This is a genomic window from Nocardia abscessus (assembly GCF_015477775.1).
Taxonomy (GTDB): Bacteria; Actinomycetota; Actinomycetes; order Mycobacteriales; family Mycobacteriaceae; genus Nocardia; species Nocardia abscessus_A.
In genome coordinates, this window is sequence record NZ_JADLQO010000017.1 from 167,792 (window position 1) to 183,131 (window position 15,340).

At 70.9% G+C, this 15,340-nt stretch carries 17 protein-coding genes; 4 read left to right on the forward strand and 13 right to left on the reverse strand.

Translation table 11 applies throughout. The features are described from left to right. Positions 1-26: 26 nt before the first annotated feature. Positions 27-1,040: a biotin synthase BioB gene (gene bioB / locus IU450_RS32530; protein ID WP_043689484.1), complete on the reverse strand. Its 1,014-nt coding sequence runs from the start codon at positions 1,038-1,040 to the stop codon at positions 27-29. Positions 1,041-1,143: 103 nt separating this feature from the next. Here bioB and IU450_RS32535 point away from each other — a divergent pair, with 103 nt between their 5' ends. Beyond that, positions 1,144-1,728: a TetR/AcrR family transcriptional regulator C-terminal domain-containing protein gene (locus IU450_RS32535; protein WP_195153525.1), complete on the forward strand. Its 585-nt coding sequence runs from the start codon at positions 1,144-1,146 to the stop codon at positions 1,726-1,728. A gap of 333 nt (positions 1,729-2,061) precedes the next feature. Here the strand turns inward: IU450_RS32535 and IU450_RS32540 are convergent, their stop codons facing one another. The 9 genes from IU450_RS32540 to IU450_RS32580 form a co-directional block, all read right to left on the reverse strand. Next, positions 2,062-3,267: an MFS transporter gene (locus IU450_RS32540; RefSeq protein WP_324197907.1), complete on the reverse strand. Its 1,206-nt coding sequence runs from the start codon at positions 3,265-3,267 to the stop codon at positions 2,062-2,064. 475 nt (positions 3,268-3,742) lie between these two features. Beyond that, positions 3,743-5,092, reverse strand: a complete 1,350-nt coding sequence (locus tag IU450_RS32545) for an LLM class flavin-dependent oxidoreductase (RefSeq protein ID WP_195153526.1) — start codon at positions 5,090-5,092, stop codon at positions 3,743-3,745. After that, positions 5,089-5,841: an ABC transporter ATP-binding protein gene (locus IU450_RS32550; protein WP_195153527.1), complete on the reverse strand. Its 753-nt coding sequence runs from the start codon at positions 5,839-5,841 to the stop codon at positions 5,089-5,091. The genes IU450_RS32545 and IU450_RS32550 overlap by 4 nt, the downstream gene beginning before the upstream one ends. Then, positions 5,817-6,680, reverse strand: a complete 864-nt coding sequence (locus tag IU450_RS32555; protein ID WP_195153528.1) for an ABC transporter permease — start codon at positions 6,678-6,680, stop codon at positions 5,817-5,819. Before IU450_RS32555 ends, IU450_RS32550 begins: the two co-directional genes overlap by 25 nt. Continuing rightward, positions 6,680-7,771 (reverse strand): ABC transporter substrate-binding protein, encoded by a 1,092-nt coding sequence (locus tag IU450_RS32560; RefSeq protein WP_195153529.1) that lies wholly within the window; start codon positions 7,769-7,771, stop codon positions 6,680-6,682. Before IU450_RS32560 ends, IU450_RS32555 begins: the two co-directional genes overlap by 1 nt. 64 nt (positions 7,772-7,835) lie before the next feature. Next, a complete protein-coding gene (locus tag IU450_RS32565; RefSeq protein ID WP_195153530.1) occupies positions 7,836-8,999 on the reverse strand; it encodes an alpha/beta fold hydrolase in 1,164 nt (387 codons plus the stop codon). A 51-nt stretch (positions 9,000-9,050) separates the two neighbouring features. Further along, a complete protein-coding gene (locus tag IU450_RS32570) occupies positions 9,051-9,305 on the reverse strand; it encodes an SRPBCC domain-containing protein (RefSeq protein ID WP_195153531.1) in 255 nt (84 codons plus the stop codon). A gap of 2 nt (positions 9,306-9,307) precedes the next feature. Continuing rightward, complete coding sequence (gene bioD, locus IU450_RS32575) at positions 9,308-9,982, reverse strand: dethiobiotin synthase (protein WP_195153532.1); 675 nt, start codon at positions 9,980-9,982, stop codon at positions 9,308-9,310. Then, the gene (locus IU450_RS32580; protein ID WP_324197908.1) at positions 9,979-11,157 is read right to left on the reverse strand and encodes an 8-amino-7-oxononanoate synthase; all 1,179 of its coding nucleotides are present in this window, start codon (positions 11,155-11,157) and stop codon (positions 9,979-9,981) included. The genes bioD and IU450_RS32580 overlap by 4 nt, the downstream gene beginning before the upstream one ends. A 208-nt stretch (positions 11,158-11,365) precedes the next feature. On the opposite strand from IU450_RS32580, the gene IU450_RS32585 reads away from it, so the two are divergent. Continuing rightward, complete coding sequence (locus IU450_RS32585) at positions 11,366-11,611, forward strand: hypothetical protein (RefSeq protein WP_195153534.1); 246 nt, start codon at positions 11,366-11,368, stop codon at positions 11,609-11,611. Here IU450_RS32585 and IU450_RS32590 read toward each other — a convergent pair. Then, positions 11,598-12,080: a MarR family winged helix-turn-helix transcriptional regulator gene (locus IU450_RS32590; RefSeq protein WP_195153535.1), complete on the reverse strand. Its 483-nt coding sequence runs from the start codon at positions 12,078-12,080 to the stop codon at positions 11,598-11,600. The genes IU450_RS32585 and IU450_RS32590 overlap by 14 nt on opposite strands. A gap of 61 nt (positions 12,081-12,141) precedes the next feature. Here IU450_RS32590 and IU450_RS32595 point away from each other — a divergent pair, with 61 nt between their 5' ends. Next, positions 12,142-12,513, forward strand: coding sequence for a cupin domain-containing protein (locus IU450_RS32595; RefSeq protein WP_195153536.1), 372 nt, complete (start codon positions 12,142-12,144; stop codon positions 12,511-12,513). A gap of 4 nt (positions 12,514-12,517) precedes the next feature. On the opposite strand, the gene IU450_RS32600 is transcribed toward IU450_RS32595, so the two are convergent. Further along, positions 12,518-13,798 carry an adenosylmethionine--8-amino-7-oxononanoate transaminase gene (locus tag IU450_RS32600; RefSeq protein ID WP_195153537.1) on the reverse strand — a complete coding sequence of 427 codons (1,281 nt, stop codon included), beginning with the start codon at positions 13,796-13,798 and terminating at the stop codon, positions 12,518-12,520. 156 nt (positions 13,799-13,954) lie between these two features. Here IU450_RS32600 and IU450_RS32605 point away from each other — a divergent pair, with 156 nt between their 5' ends. Next, entirely contained in the window at positions 13,955-14,887 is a 933-nt protein-coding gene (locus tag IU450_RS32605; RefSeq protein ID WP_195153538.1) for a bifunctional helix-turn-helix transcriptional regulator/GNAT family N-acetyltransferase, read from the forward strand. 10 nt (positions 14,888-14,897) lie between these two features. On the opposite strand, the gene IU450_RS32610 is transcribed toward IU450_RS32605, so the two are convergent. After that, entirely contained in the window at positions 14,898-15,335 is a 438-nt protein-coding gene (locus IU450_RS32610; RefSeq protein WP_195153539.1) for a MarR family winged helix-turn-helix transcriptional regulator, read from the reverse strand. Positions 15,336-15,340 lie beyond the last annotated feature (5 nt).

A 15,340-nucleotide genomic window follows, 5' to 3' on the forward strand; every position in this document is an offset into this window, starting at 1 on the left:
TGCCTCATCCTCGCAACAGAGTCGGGTCAGAGTGTTTCGTTGAGCGCCTTGATCGGCATCTTCAGCTCACCGAGCAGATCCAGGTCCTGTTCGGCCGGCCTGCCCAGGGTGGTCAGGTAGTTGCCCACGATGACGGCGTTGATGCCACCCAGGATGCCCTGCTTGGCGCCAAGATCGCCCAGGGTGATCTCGCGGCCGCCCGCGAAGCGCAGCATGGTGCGCGGCAGCGCGAGCCGGAACGCGGCGACGGCGCGCAACGCGTCGGACGCGGGCAGCACCTCGAGGTCGCCGAACGGGGTGCCCGGGCGCGGGTTGAGGAAGTTCAGCGGAACCTCGTCGGGTTCGAGTTCGGCCAGGTTCGCCGCGAATTCGGCGCGCTGCTCCAACGTCTCGCCCATGCCGAGGATGCCGCCGCAGCAGACCTCCATGCCCGCTTCGCGGACCATGCGCAGGGTGTCCCAGCGCTCTTCCCAGGAGTGCGTGGTGACCACGTTCGGGAAGTAGGACCGGGAGGTCTCCAGGTTGTGGTTGTAGCGGTGCACGCCCATGGCGGCCAGTTGGTCGACCTGCTCCTGGGTAAGCATGCCCAGCGAGCAGGCGACCTGGATGTCGACCTCGTTGCGGATCGCCTCGACGCCCGCGGCCACCTGCGCCATCAGGCGCTCGTCCGGGCCGCGCACGGCGGCCACGATGCAGAACTCGGTGGCGCCGGTCTTCGCGGTCTGCTTGGCGGCCTCGACCAGGCTCGGGATGTCCAGCCACGCGGCGCGCACCGGGGACTGGAACAGGCCCGACTGCGAGCAGAAGTGGCAGTCCTCGGGACAGCCACCGGTTTTGAGGCTGATGATGCCCTCGACCTCGACTTCGGGGCCGCACCACTTCATGCGCACCTCGTGGGCCAGGGCGAGCAACTCCTCCAGCCGGTCGTCACCGAGGCGTAGCACCTCGAGGGTCTGCTCCTGGTTCAGCCCCTCTCCGCGCTCGAGCACCTGCTCGCGGGCGATCGACAGAATGCCGGTGTCTACCGGTGCCTGGGTCACTGCACGAATCCCTTCGTCCGGCCGAGGTGGCCGTGCAACTTGAACGGTGTTCAGGCTAGGGTAGCGGTAGGAGTGAGTCAAAGCACGACGGGAAGGACATCGAGTGCAGCTGCACCGGGCGGACGTGGTCGACGGCGCCATCGCGATCCTGGACCGATACGGCCTGGCCGACCTCACCATGCGCCGACTGGCCGGCTCGCTTCAGGTCCAACCGGGAGCTTTGTACTGGCACTTCCCCAACAAGCAGGCACTGCTCGGCGCGGTCGCGGACAAGATTCTCGCGCCCATGGAGGATCCGATCGAGGCCGAGGAATGGTCCGGGCAGATCACCGAACTGGCCCACCGGCTGCGCGACTGCCTGCTGGCCTATCGCGACGGCGCCGAATTGGTCTCGGCGACATACGCTTCCCGGCTCACCACCAGCAAGGGCCGAGAACGTCTGGTGAGCGCGGTGATTCGCGCGGGCATGCCGCGCCAGGAGGCCGAACTGACGGCGTTCACCCTGCTCTACTACGTGCTCGGCGAGACCGTGGACGAGCAGTCGAGGATGCAGATGGACTCCGCGGGCGCCCTGCCCGAGGACGCGTCACCGCTGGCGGAAACCCCGGACGCCACAGCCCGATTCGACTTCGGTCTGCAACTGTTCGTCGCGGGCGTGCGCCACCTGCTCGGCACCCGCGTCCGCTGACCCGATCGCCGGACGCCGGTGCGCGAGCGGCTTCGATCGGCATACGGCCGAACCGGGCAGGACGCAGCGCGCGGCACCGTCAGCCGCTCGGCGGCGCGATCCACCGCGCTCGAGTGAGACCGGGCGGCCGCCCAACCGTGGCCTACCGAAATGGGTCCGCTCCCTCCGCCACCGAGCGCCGAACAGAACCCGGCGTAGCGCAGCACCGATCCATCGGCATCGGTCCCGCCGCTCGATGGCACACCGACAAGCGAGCGGTCCGCGGGCGCTACCCGACGCCGGGCGTCGCGTACGGCGTCCTCGGTTTCGGCCGCGACTCGGGTGAACGGGCGCTTACCCGGTTCTTTCCTGGGACCGCCGCATCGGCTGGACAACGCCGGGAAACCAGCGGTGCATCGTGTACGCGCCCGCAGCAGCGGTGAGCGCGAGCGCGACGGCCGCCCCGCCGAGCACGGTGAGGGCGCTGATCACGCCGACCGCCACCGGTCCGGCGAACATCCCGATGTCGTGGGTGAGCCGCCAGGCGCCGAGGAACTCCGCGCGCTGCCCGTCGGGTGCGACATCGGCGCCGACCGTCATGATCAGCCCGTTGCTCATTCCGTTGGCGAGCCCGAGCAGCACGGCGGCGCAGCCGAGACCGAGCACCGAGGACGTGAACGGCAGCGCGCCGAAACCGAGCGCGAACAGGATCATCGACGGCACGCCGGTAGCGCGCCTGCCGTAGCGATCCAGCCACACCCCGGCCGGATAGGACATCAGCACGTCCATCGCTCCCGCTACGCCGAACACCGAACTGGTGGCCGCCGCGCTCAACCCGATGTGCGCCGCCCACAGCGGCAGCAGCGCCAGCCGCGCCGACCGTGCCGCGCCGACCAGCAACGCGGCCAGGCCGAGCGTGCCGAGGGTTCTGCGGTGCTCGATCACGACCGCGCTCAGCGAATGCCGCGCGCCCGCCCCGCCCGCTCCGTCGGGCGACCGGATCGCCGCCATGGCCGCGCCGGAGATCACCGTGGTCACCAGCTGCAACCACAGCGCGCCGTTCGGGCCGAGCGAGTGCACCACGGCCGCACCGAGGAACGGTCCGCAGAAGAAGCCCAGCCGCATCGAACCGGCCAGCGTCGACATCGCACGCCCGAGATCACCCACGGGCACCACGGCCACCAGGTAGGTCTGGCGAGCCAGACCCCACACCGCACCCGCCGCGCCGTTGAGCAGCATGCCCAGCGCGAGCACCCCGACGTTCGGCGCGACAATCGCCGCGAGCACTCCGACGGCCCCGAGCACCGAACCCACCGCCAGCGCGCCGCGTTCGCCGATGCTCGCGACGATCCGCCCCGCGGGCAGATCGGTGAGCACCATGCCCAACCCGGACAGCGCGACGACGACCCCCGCCAGTCCGGCCGACGCGCCCAGATCCAGCGCGCGCAGCGCGTACATCGGCGCCGCCGCGCCGGACCCGATGCCGTACACCACCATCGGCACGAAAACGGTCCAGGTCAGCGACCGCAGCCGCACCCGGCCCGCGATCTCACCGACCACGGCGGATCACTCGTTCACCGCCGCGCCGCCGATCGGCGGCAACCGCCCGGAAGGTCCCGACGCTGCCGCCGAGCGGTGCCCCGACCGGTCGCCTGCCGCCGACGCCGCTTTCGGGGCCGCAGGCCGAACGCCGTCCGCCGTCCCGGCGAAGACCGCGCCTCCGGAACGAACGGAGTCAGCTGCCCCGCGCCTGCCGACCGCAACGGCAGCAGCCCGCCGCCACTCGGCACGGCGTCGCACGGTGACCCGCCGCCCTCCACACAACTTCATTCCGAGCCGTCCCTCGCACGGTACGGCGACAGCCCATAGCAACCCGCGATATTCGGGCACGCCGGAGCCGGTCATCCGCGTGGTCCGGGACGCGGCGCAGGCCGACGCCGCCTCGGGCGCGTGTACGGCCCATGGTGCGCACCGGCGCCATCCTGCGGCAGACGGTCCGGTATGCCGGTGGGACAGTCGGTTTCGGCGGTGCCGCTCACCGGGTGAGCGCGGGCTGCCGGGTGAAGCGGCTGTCGGGGCGCGGCAGACCGAAGTGGTCGCGCAGGGTGGTGCCGGTGTACTCGGTGCGGAACAGTCCGCGCTCCTGCAGGATCGGCACGACCGTCTCGGCGAAGACCTCCAGTCCGCCCGGGTAGTACGGCGGCATCACGTTGAAGCCGTCGGCGGCGCCGCTGCGGAACCACTCCTCGATGGTGTCGGCGACCTGCTCGGGGGTTCCGGCGAACACGCGGTGCCCGCGCGCACCGGCGAGACGGTGCAGCAGGCCACGCACGGTCGGCCGCTCCCGCTGCACGATGCCCGCCACCACCTGCAACCGGCTCTGCCCGTTGTCGGTGACATCGCCTGCCGCGTCGAACAATTCGACCGGAATCCGCTCGTCCAGCGGCAGGTGCCGCAAACTGACGCCGACGATGCTCTCGAGTTGCGTCAACCCGTACTCCGGCACGGTGAGTTCGTTGAACTCCCGTTCGAGTTTCTTGGCCGCCGCCTCGGTGTCGGCGATGAACGGGCTGATCCCGGGCAGGATCTTGACGTGCTCGGGGTCGCGCCCGAAGCCGCGGGCCCGCTCCTTGATGTCGGCGTAGAACGCCTGAGCGTCGCTGAGCCGCTGATGCGCGGTGAAGATCGCCTCGGCGTACTTGCCCGCGAACGCGCGGCCGTCGTTCGACGAGCCCGCCTGCACCAGCACCGGGTGGCCCTGCGGGGTGCGCGGCGCGTTGAACGGCCCGCGCACCCGCAAATACTCGCCCTCGAAGTCGATCCGGTGGATCTTCTCCGCGTCGGCGTACACGCCGGCAGCCCGGTCCAGGACGATCGCGTCGTCCTCCCAGCTGTTCCACAGCGCGATCACGGCGTCGACGAATTCCCGTGCCCGCGCGTACCGTTCGGCGTGGTCGGGATGTTTGTCCAGGCCGAAGTTCGCCGCGGCGAGATCGGTGCCGGTGGTGACGATGTTCCAGCCCGCGCGGCCGCCGGAGATGTGGTCCAGCGTGGAGAACAGCCTGGCCAGGTTGTAGGGCTCGTAGTAGGTGGTCGACGCGGTGGCGATCAGGCCGAGATGCGTCGTCGCCGTGGCGATCGCGGTGAGCAGGGTGATCGGCTCCAGGCCGGAGGCCGCGTTGTGCTTGACCTCGGTGCGCAGGGCGGGGCCGTCGGCGAAGAACACCGCGTCCAGCTTCGCGGCTTCGGCGGTGCGGCCGATCTCCTGGTAGTAGGCGACGTCGTAGATTCGCTCCGGGCTGCTCCACGGATGGCGCCAGGCGGCCTCGTGGTGGCCGGAGGGATAGATGAAGGCGTTGAGGCTGAGTTGGCGCGGTGCGGTCATGAGGCTTTCTTCTCGTCGGTGGGCGCGTCCGCGACATCGACACCCAGGCTGGCCAGCAGCAGGGATCGGTGCCGCAGGAACGCGGGATCGCCATGGCGGCGGGGACGTTCCAGATCGATGCGCTGGTCCACCGCGATGCGCCCGTCGTCGAGCACCAGGACGCGGTCGGCGAGCAGCACCGCCTCGTCCACATCGTGGGTCACCAGCAGGACGGCGGGCCGGTGCTTCGCGCACAGGTCCTCCAGCAGCGCGTGCATCTTGATCCTGGTCAGCGCGTCCAGCGCGCCGAACGGTTCGTCCGCCAGCAGCAGCTCGGGCTCGCGGACCAGCGAACGCGCCAGGGCGACGCGCTGTTGCTCGCCGCCGGACAGCTCCTTGGGCCAGGCTTTCTCCCGTCCGGCGAGCCCGACTTCGGCCAGCGCCGCGCGACCGCGACCGGCCGAGTCCGAACCGCCGAGGCCGAGGGTCACGTTCTCCAGCACCCGCACCCAGGGCAGCAACCGGGAGTCCTGGAACACCACGGACCGCTCGGTGGGCACGCTCAATTCGCCGGATCCCGGTACGTCGTAGTCCAATTCGGCCAGTGCCCGCAGCAGCGTGCTCTTGCCCGAACCGCTGCGGCCGAGCAGCGCGACGAATTCGCCGCGGGCGATGTCGAGGTCGAGGTCGCGCAGCACGACCCGGTCGCCGAAGCCGCGGCGCAGCCGCCGGGCCCGGACGACGTTCAGTCCCCGAGTGTCTGCCGCCATGACAGCGCCTTCCTTTCCGCGGCGCGCACCAGGATGTCGCCGAACAGGCCGAGCAGCCCGTAGATCACCAGGCCGACCACGATGATGTCGATCTGGCCGTAGGTGCGGGCCTGGGTCATGAGGTATCCGATGCCGCTGGTGGCGTTGACCTGCTCCACCACGACCAGCGCCAGCCACGAGATGGTGACCGCGAGCCGTAGGCCGGTGAAGAAGCCGGGCAGCGATCCGGGCAGCGCGATCCGGCGGACGAATCCCCACCGCGACAGCCCCACCGTCTGGGCGAGTTCCACGTATCTGGCGTCCACGCTGCGCAGGTGCGCGTGCGTGTTCAGGTAGATCGGGACGGCCACGCTGGTGGTGATCACCAGCAGCTTCATCTCCTCGCCGATGCCGAACCACACGATGAACAACGGGATCAGCGCGAGCGTCGGAATGGCGCGCTTGATCTGGATCGGCCCGTCCACCAGGGCTTCCCCGAGTCGGCTCAGCCCGGCCAGCAGCGCCAGCACCAGGCCGATCACGACACCGAGCCCGAGCCCGATCGCGGCGCGCTGCACCGAGGTCAGCAGGTTGCTCTGCAAGCGGCCGTCGGCGAGCAGGTCACCGGCGGTTCGCGCGACCGTCCAGGGCGCCGGGAGGGTTTCCGGATCCAACGTGCCCGAGGCGGAACCGGCCACCCACGCGGCGATCAGCAGCGTCGGCCCCAGCGCGATGCCGAACGGGATCGGGCGGCCCGGCCCGAGGCGCGGCCGGGCCGGTTTGCGCTTGGCCAGTACCGGTTCCGCTCCGGAACGGCCGAGGCCGATGCGGCGCAGCACCGTGGCGTCCAGGGTCGCCATCAGCGTGCCTTCGGCTCGAACGACGCGCCGCTCGCGGTGACGGCCTCGGTGACCGCGGCGTCGAAACGCAGGTCGAAGCCGTTGGACGCCCGCACCTTCTTGGGCAGCTCACCCGCCTCGGCGATGGCGTCGATGGTGGCCTGCTGACGGTCGACGAGCTGCTGGTCCAGATGCGGGAAGACGTAGGTGCCCAGCGATTCCACGATGCGCTTGGCGTCGTCGGCGCTGACCTTCTGGTTCTCCACGTAGTACCGGCGCGCCCACTCCTCCGGGTGGGTGTTGGCCCACTGGTAGGCCCGGACGAACGCGCCGACCAGCGCGCGGGTGGCGGCCGCCTTGGCCGGGTCCTGCACGACGGCGCGGCGGGCGTACAGGTAGGCGAGGCCGCCGTAGATGCCCTCGGTCTCGGTGTCCGGGACCAGCGAGGTGCCCGGCGTGCGCAGGAACCGGGTGACGTTCGGTTCGATCAGCGGCGCGACGTCGACCTGGCCGGTGCGCACGGCGTCGAGGAACTCGGCCAGTTGCAGCCGGATCAGTTGCACGTCGGAGGTGGTCAGCCCGGCCTTGTCGATGGCGCGCAGCACGGCCGCCTGCTGGGCCGTTCCCTCGGCGTAGGCGATCTTCTTGCCCTTCAGGTCCGCCAGCTTCGGCACCGATTTGCCCGGCGCCACCGCGAGCTTCAGGGCGGTGGTGCTGGTCTGGTAGGCCGCGACGATGGGAACGTCCTGCCCGGCCACCAGCGCGTGGATCGGCGGGACGTCGCCGACCTGGGCGACGTCGGCGGCGCCCGCCCGGAACGCCTCGAGGATGGCGGGCCCGCCGACGAAGTTGGCGAACTCCACCTTGAACGGGAGCTTGTCGAGCTCACCGGAGATGCGCAGAACGGACTGCAGGCGCTCGGACTGGTCGGCAGCCACCAGGGTGGTGCCCGCGGGAATCTCGGTCGGCAGTGGTCCGTCGGCAGTGGGACCGACCGGCTCGTCGTCCTTCGCGCAGCCGGCGAGTCCGAGAGTCGCAACGGTTGCCACGGCGAGCAATGCGGCGGTCGTGCGGCCGCGGCGGCCGGACCGGAACGTGCTTGGTCGGAACATAGGCGAATTAGAGCAAGTTCGGACGGGCCGGAAAACGGTTTGTCTCAGCCTGGTTCGAATGCCGTCAGCGAGGCGGCGCGGCCACCGTGGTCGACCGGACCTGCTCCTGATAGCGCTGCACGAACGGCAGAATCTGCTGCTCGATCACCGTGTTGTATTCCCTGGGCCGCTGCATCGGATTGGCATGCCCGGTGTTTCGCGCGAGCACCACCAGCAGCGTGCCGTCCACTCCGCCGGACCGCTCGATCAGCGCCCGGTGGGAGTACTCGACGTCGACCACGCGGTCGGCGCTCGCGTTGCGCGGCCGGATGAACACGATGGCGGGCCGTGGTTTCCCGGCCACCGGTTCGGCCAGGGTGCGCAGATCGTCCGTCGCGCCACCGGCCACGATGGCGGTGAACTGCGACTCGATCAGACCGTTGCTCGCGGCATCGCGCGAGACGATCTTCTCGCGCATCACCTGCCCGAGCACCGCGCCCAGCTTGCCGAGCCGGATGCCGGGCAGTCCGTCGCCGCGATCGAGGAACTGGTCCCGGCGAGCGTAGATCTCCACGGCCAGCCGCAGCGTGCGGCTCTCCCTGGCGCCGGGCAGCCAGCCCATCCAGCGCAGCATGTCCTCACCGCGGCCGCGGCTCTCGGGCCGCACGGCGTTCAGGTCGACCGGCGTGCAGTCCAGGATCACCCCGACCAACCGCCGGTCGCTCTCGCGATGGATGTGCTCGGCCACCTCCAGCGCGATCACACCGCCCATGCTGTGCCCGACGAGCACGACGTTGCGCAGCCCGGACAGCTCGGCGGCGCGGACGACGAGGTCGGCGATCACCTTCGTGTCGAGACCTTGGTTGTCGTAGCGGATCGCCCACACCATGCCCATCCTGCGCAGCGCGGGCAGCGCGGCGGCGGTGTCACTGGCGTCGAGCCCACCGAGTCCGACCAGGTCCACCACGACGGTGTCCCAGTTCTGCGGGTCCACCGGCGGGGCTACGGGCAGGATGGCCGGCTCGGTACGCGCCAGCCGCGCCTGTTCCGGCGCGACGTCGTACTTCAAGTACTGCGCGAACACCACGAGTCCGGCCAGCAGCAGTGCGGCCACCCGAAGCAGCGTCACCCTGGTGCGGCGCAACGTCTCCCACCCGTGCCCCAGGCTCGTGTCCCGCAGCCGAGCTCGGCGTCGCGCGTCGTCCCAGTCGGAGACGGTGGACGGGTGCCTCTCGTCCATCGGCGACATCCATCCCACTGTAGGCACGGGTGCGGATGGTCGCCATCACCCCGCTACCGATCAGCGTGCCGCCTCGGCCATGGCCGCGAGTTCGCCCAGCGAGATCCGCAGACCTGGTTCGTTGTCTTCGGGCGCGATTGCGGCCGGCAGCCCGTCGTGCACCGCGTCGACATCGGCGCCGGTCTCGGCGTCGGGAAGGGTGTAGGTGATGGTTTGCTCGTCGGCCGACGCGGGCTCGCCGGTCTCGAACTCGAGGATCCGCACCACCCGCTCGTGCGGGACCAGCCGAGTGAACTCGACCGTGGTAGGTCTCACTGTCAGCGCAAGGGTGACCAAGCCGGGTCGAACCAGCCCGGGGCGGCGGCGGTGAATCGCGCCCGGTCCCAGCCGCCCGCGCCTTCGGGCACCGAGCCCACCAGGTCGACGCCGGTGACACGGGGCAGATCGGTGCGGTTGCACTCGGCGGCGAGGTCCGGTTCGGCGGGCCAGGATCCGATCACCAGGCCCGTGCACCGCACCCCCGCCGATTGCAGTGTGCGGGTGGTCAATTCCGTGTGGTTGAGAGTTCCCAGCCCGGCGGCGGTGACCACCAGGACGGGCGCGCCGAGTTTCTGGGCGAGGTCGAGCAGGGTGAAATCGCCCAGGCGCACCAGCAATCCGCCCGCGCCCTCCACCAGAACGAGGTCGGCGTCCGCCAGGGCGTCGACGGCGGCGGCGGTTTGGGCGAGCGTCAGCTCCGGCAGGCCGGCGCGGCGGGCGGCGGTGTCGGGCGCCAACGGGTCCGGGTAGCGCGCGAGTTCGACCGTGCGGGTGACGCCGGACAGACGCTGCGTCTCGGCGAGGTCACCGGGTTCGCCGACCGCGACACCGGTTTGGCCCGGCTTGCACACCGCCACCGAGCGCCCCTCGGCCAGCGCCGCGGCGGCCACGGCGGCGGTGACGACGGTCTTGCCGACGTCGGTGGAGGTTCCGGTGATCAGCAGGACGGTCATGCGGGCACCGCGCCTCGCGCCTGGGCCAGAACCTCACCCAGCACCGTTGCGATGGAGTCGAGTTCGGCCGCGGTGAGGTTCGCCCGCGCGGTCAGCCGCAGGCGCGAGGTGCCCTCCGGAACCGTCGGCGGACGGAAGCAGCCGACGTCCAGCCCGCGCGCCCGGCACGCCTGGGCCGCGTCGAAGGCCACCTGCGCCGGACCGAGCACGACCGAAACCACCGCCGAAGCCGGCGCGGGCACACCGGCGATCCGGGCGATGTCGGCGGCGCGTTCGAGCACCCGCCCGGCCAGCTCGGGTTCGGAGCGCAGCAGGCGCAACGCGGCACGTGCGGCGCCGACCGCGGCGGGCGCGAGACCGGTGTCGAAGATGAACGTGCGCGCGGCGTCGATCAGGTGGGCGCGCACCCGCGCACTGGCCAGCACCACACCGCCCTGCGCGGCAAGGGATTTCGACAAGGTCGCGGTGACCACCAGGTCCGGCGCCCCGGCCAGGCCCGACTCGTGCACCAGCCCGCGGCCGCCCGCGCCGCGCACGCCGAGCCCGTGCGCTTCGTCCACCACGAGCACCGCCGCGTTGGCCCTGGTCACCCGGTGCAGTTCGGTCAGCGGCGCGAGATCGCCGTCGGCGCTGAACACCGAATCGGTGAGCACCAGCGCACGTTCCTCGGTGCGCTCCGACAGCAGCCGGTCCACCGCCTCGACGTCGCGATGCGGCGCTACCTCTACCCGGGCGCGGGACAGCCGGCACGCGTCCACCAGCGACGCGTGACTGCCCGCGTCGGAGACCACGAGCGAGCCGCGCCCGGCGAGGGCGGTGACCGCGCCGAGATTGGCCGCGTACCCGGAGGCGAACACGAGTCCGGCTTCGGCGCCGACGAATTCGGCCAGCTCGGCTTCCAGCAGTTCGTGCTCGATGGTGGTGCCGGTGACCAGGCGCGACCCGGTCGACCCCGCACCCCAGCGGCGCACCGAGGCGATCGCGCCCTCGATCACCTCGGGGTGGCGGACCAGACCGAGGTAGTCGTTGGAGGCGAGGTCGATCGACGGGGCCCGCATCGACGAGGACTGCATCGACGAGGACTGCGCAGCGCGCGGGCGCAGCTCACGGCGCAGGCCCGCGGCCACGCGCGCGGTGGCGCGCTCGTCCAACCAGCTCAACGGATCGGTAGTCACAGCTCCGTAGCATACTTGAACACCGTTCAAGGCACCCGTCCACCGGCCCGCTGGTACCGTTGAGCCCATCGTTGGTGTTGTCACCGGCCTGCGGTGACGAAGCTTCACCGGGGAGGAACACGGCCGGATGCCGCGGTGGGCGATAGTCGTCGAGGAAACTACGGGCTCGGGCGATCACAAGCGTTGGTCACCCCGAATTCTCGCGGAAGTGGTCGGCACACGCGCCCAGGCACTGGCGAAGCTGGCCGGCGTGCCGCCCACCTACGCCCCCGAGCATCCCAAACTGCGCGGCCGCCGCATCGTCCTGCGCGACGGCGATACCTACCTGCTGATGGTGCGCGGCTGGGCGGACGATTACCACTGCATCTTCCGAGTGTGGGAGATGGTGTCCGACAGCGACCGCCCGGAGATCTCCGACACCCGCGGCGCACCCGGCCGGCTCACGGACCGTTGAACCAATTCGGCGTATCGAGCCGGAACACCTCACCCGGCGTGAGCACGCGCAGATCGCGCTCCAGTTCGGCGAGACGGTCCGCGCCGAGCAGATCCGCCCAGCGCGCGTGGATCCGGTCGAAGGCGCGCGCCGATCGGGTCAGCACGTCCTCGGCGCGGCCGGTGAGCGTGTAGACCTTGCGTCGCGCGTCGGTCGGATCGTGCCCACGGCGGAGGTAGCCCAGCCGCTCCAGTGCCTCGATGTGCTTGCCCGCGGCCTGTTTCGAGACGCCGAGCGCGCGCCCGAGGTCGGCGGCCGTGCAGCCGTAGGGACCACCGCGGCGGCCGACCGCCTGGAAGACGAAGCCGTGCAGGGGGCGCAACTCGGCGTGACCGTGCTCGGCCAGTTCGGCGTGCACCTCGTCGACCACGGCACGGAAGCCGAGCAGCATGCGCAGCGGCAACTCGTAGCCACCCGCGTCACTTGACATTATGGACAACCTCATTGACTATATGGACAACTATGTTGTCTATCTTAAAGGTGGTAACCCGATGACCGTCATCCGACACTCCGACACCCGCCGCACCGAAACCCCCGGCGGTGTCATGACCACGCTCGCCTCGCCCACCCAGGGCGGCTCGCAGCTGGCACTGTGGCGGGTCGACGTGCCCGCGGACACCACCGGTCCGCTGCACTTCATCGACACCGAACAGATCTGGACCGTCCTGGCCGGGCGCATCGACGTCGCCATCGACGGCGCGGAACTCACTGCCACCGAAGGGGATACGGTGATCCTCCCGCCGAACGTCCTGCGGCAGGTGCGCACCGCGGGCGGCTTCACCGCCATCGTGACCGCACCGGCGGGCGCCCGGGCGGGAAGGCCGGACAGCGACGGCACCATCGTCCCGCCGTGGATCGCCTGAGCGGTCAGCCACCGGTCTGCGCGGCCACCGCGGCGCGCATACCCGCGGTGATCGTCGCGATATCGCCGGACGTGCTGATGAACGGCGGCATGGTGTACACCAGGTTGCGGAACGGACGCAGCCACACCCCGGCCGCGACCGCCGCCTCGGTCGCGGCGCGCATGTCGACCGGACGGTCCAGCTCGATCACACCGATCGCGCCGAGCACCCGCGCCTCGACCACGCCCGGCAGGCCGCGCACCGCATCGAGACCCCCCGTCAATTCCGCCTCGATGCGGGCCACTTCGCCGTGCCAGTCCCGCGAGCGCAGCAGCTCGATGGACGCGACGGCGACCGCGCAGGCCAGCGGATTGCCCATGAACGTGGGCCCGTGCATGAGCCCGCCGTGCGCCGCGCTGATCGTCTCGGCGATCCGCGCGGTGCACAGCGCGGCGGCGAGCGTGAGATAACCGCCGGTCAGCGCTTTGCCGACGCACATCACATCCGGGCTCACCCCGGCGTGCTCGGCCGCGAAAAGCGTTCCGGTGCGGCCGAATCCGGTCGCGATCTCGTCGAAGACCAGCAGCACGCCGTGTTCGTCGCACAGCCTGCGCAGGTCGGTCAGATAACCGGGGTGGTGCCAGCGCATCCCGCCCGCGCCCTGCACGACCGGCTCCACGACGACCGCAGCGAGTTCGCCCGCGTGCGCGGCGAACAGGCCCTCCAGTTCCGTGACGTACTCCGGCAGGTACTCACGCGGCGGCACCGGCGCGAACACCTGATGCGCCAGGATGTCGGTCCACAGCGAGTGCATGCCGCCCTCCGGGTCGCACACGCTCATCGGCGTGAACGTGTCGCCGTGATAGCCGCCGCGCCAGGTAAGCAGCCGCCGCTTGTGCGGCTTGCCCAGCGAACGCCAGTACTGCAAGCACATCTTCACGGCGACCTCGACCGACACCGAGCCGGAGTCGCACAGGAACACCTTGTCCAGTCCGGCGGGTGTCGATTCGACGAGCAGTTCGGCCAGCCGGGCCGCGGGCTCGTGGGTGAGCCCGCCGAACATCACGTGACTCATGCGCCGCGACTGGGCGACGAGCGCGGCGTCGAGCACCGGATGCCGGTAGCCGTGGATGGCCGCCCACCAGGAACTCATGCCGTCGACCAGCTCGCGTCCGTCGGCCAAGGTGAGCCTTGTCCCGGCGGCGGCAGCCACCACCAGCGGCTCGGTCGTCGCGGGAAAGCCGCCGTACGGATGCCAGACGTGCTCGGCGTCGAGGGCGGTGATCTCGTCGGGGGTCAGTGCCACAGGAATCCTCGCGTCACGGCCCCGGCCCGCCGGGGCGGCTTGAACACCGTTCAAGTTAGCACCCGAGCTGCGGGCGCTCGGCACGAGTTCGGCCGTTTCGCACCCGCCGCCGCCGACGGCCGATATTCTTTGACAAAGTCAAAGATTGGAGCCGCCGTGACCGCTGCCGCCGCCGAGATCGCCGCCGTGCGCGAATTCAACCGCCACTACACCCGGGCGATCGGCGTGCTACGGGAGGGACTGCACGACAGCCGGTACTCGCTCACCGAAGCGCGTGTCCTGTTCGAGCTGGCGGCGTCCGACGCGACCGAGGTGGTCACGCTGCGGCACACCCTCGACCTGGACGCGGGCTACCTCAGCCGCATCCTGGCCCGGTTCGAACAGTCCGGCCTGGTGCGACGCAATCGCTCCGACAGCGACGGCCGTCGGCAAGAGGTCCGGCTGACCGAGCGGGGCCGGGATGTCTTCGCGACGCTCGACCAGCGCTCCAGCGACGAGGTCGGCGCGCTGCTCGACGCACGGCCGCCCGCGACCCGGGCGCGGCTGCTCACCGCGATGCGGACCATCCAGCAGATTCTGGAGCAGCCCGCCGACGCACCCTCGTTCACCCTGCGCGCTCCCCAACCCGGCGACTACGGCTGGGTGATCCAACGGCATGCGGAGCTCTACGCCGACGAGTACGGCTGGGACAGCACGTACGAGGAGCTGATCGTGCGGATCGTGGCCGACTATCTGACTTCCCGCGACGAGCAGCGCGAGCGCGCCTGGATCGCGGAGGCCGAAGGCCGCCCCGTGGGCAGTGTCTTCTGCGTCCGCGAGGACGACGCCACCGCGCGGCTGCGGCTGCTACTGGTCGAACCCACCGCGCGTGGCCTCGGCGTCGGCGCGGCGCTCGTCGACGAATGCCTGCGCTTCGCCACCGCGGCGGGGTACCGGGAGATAGTGCTGTGGACCAATGACGTGCTCGCCGCGGCGCGGCGCGTCTACCAGCGCGCGGGATTCGAACTGGTCGAGCAGAGCCCGCATCACAGCTGGGGACACGACCTGGTCGGCCAGACCTGGCGGCGGTCACTCGCGCCCGCGCAGTGACCGCGACGAGTCATCCGTCTGCCGCGAGCGCCGCACCCACTCCCGCCAGCGCCGCGCGCAGTTCCGCGAGGCGACGCTCCCCCAATTCCCGCGCCACCGTCCGTTCGATCTCGCGAATCCGCCCCTCCGCCACGGCCAGCGCCGCGCGGCCCGCCGGGGTGACCGTCACCACCCGCGCCCGCCGGTCGGCCGGATCGACCTGACGCGCCACCAGGCCGCGGCGCTCCAGATGCGTCACCAGCTCCCCCATCGACTGCTGCGCCATCCCGGCCGCCTCGGCCAGCGCGGTGATCCGCGACCCGTTCGGATCGAGGTAGCGAAACACCGCGTAGTGCGCGGGACGCAGTTGCGCGTCGAGCCGCGCGCGCAACTCCTCGTTCAACGCGCGCTCGTAAGCGGCGGTGGCCTGGCTGAGCAATTTCAGCAATGTCGGTTCACCCGTTGACATATTAT

Coding starts and splice junctions, on each gene's coding strand:
- IU450_RS32545 (WP_195153526.1), bottom strand. CDS start 5,092: ATGACCGCACCGCGCCAACTCAGCCTCAACGCCTTCATCTATCCCTCC.
- IU450_RS32550 (WP_195153527.1), bottom strand. CDS start 5,841: ATGGCGGCAGACACTCGGGGACTGAACGTCGTCCGGGCCCGGCGGCTG.
- IU450_RS32555 (WP_195153528.1), bottom strand. CDS start 6,680: ATGGCGACCCTGGACGCCACGGTGCTGCGCCGCATCGGCCTCGGCCGT.
- IU450_RS32560 (WP_195153529.1), bottom strand. CDS start 7,771: ATGTTCCGACCAAGCACGTTCCGGTCCGGCCGCCGCGGCCGCACGACC.
- IU450_RS32565 (WP_195153530.1), bottom strand. CDS start 8,999: ATGTCGCCGATGGACGAGAGGCACCCGTCCACCGTCTCCGACTGGGAC.
- bioD (WP_195153532.1), bottom strand. CDS start 9,982: ATGACCGTCCTGCTGATCACCGGAACCTCCACCGACGTCGGCAAGACC.
- IU450_RS32590 (WP_195153535.1), bottom strand. CDS start 12,080: ATGTCAAGTGACGCGGGTGGCTACGAGTTGCCGCTGCGCATGCTGCTC.
- IU450_RS32595 (WP_195153536.1), top strand. CDS start 12,142: ATGACCGTCATCCGACACTCCGACACCCGCCGCACCGAAACCCCCGGC.
- IU450_RS32610 (WP_195153539.1), bottom strand. CDS start 15,335: ATGTCAACGGGTGAACCGACATTGCTGAAATTGCTCAGCCAGGCCACC.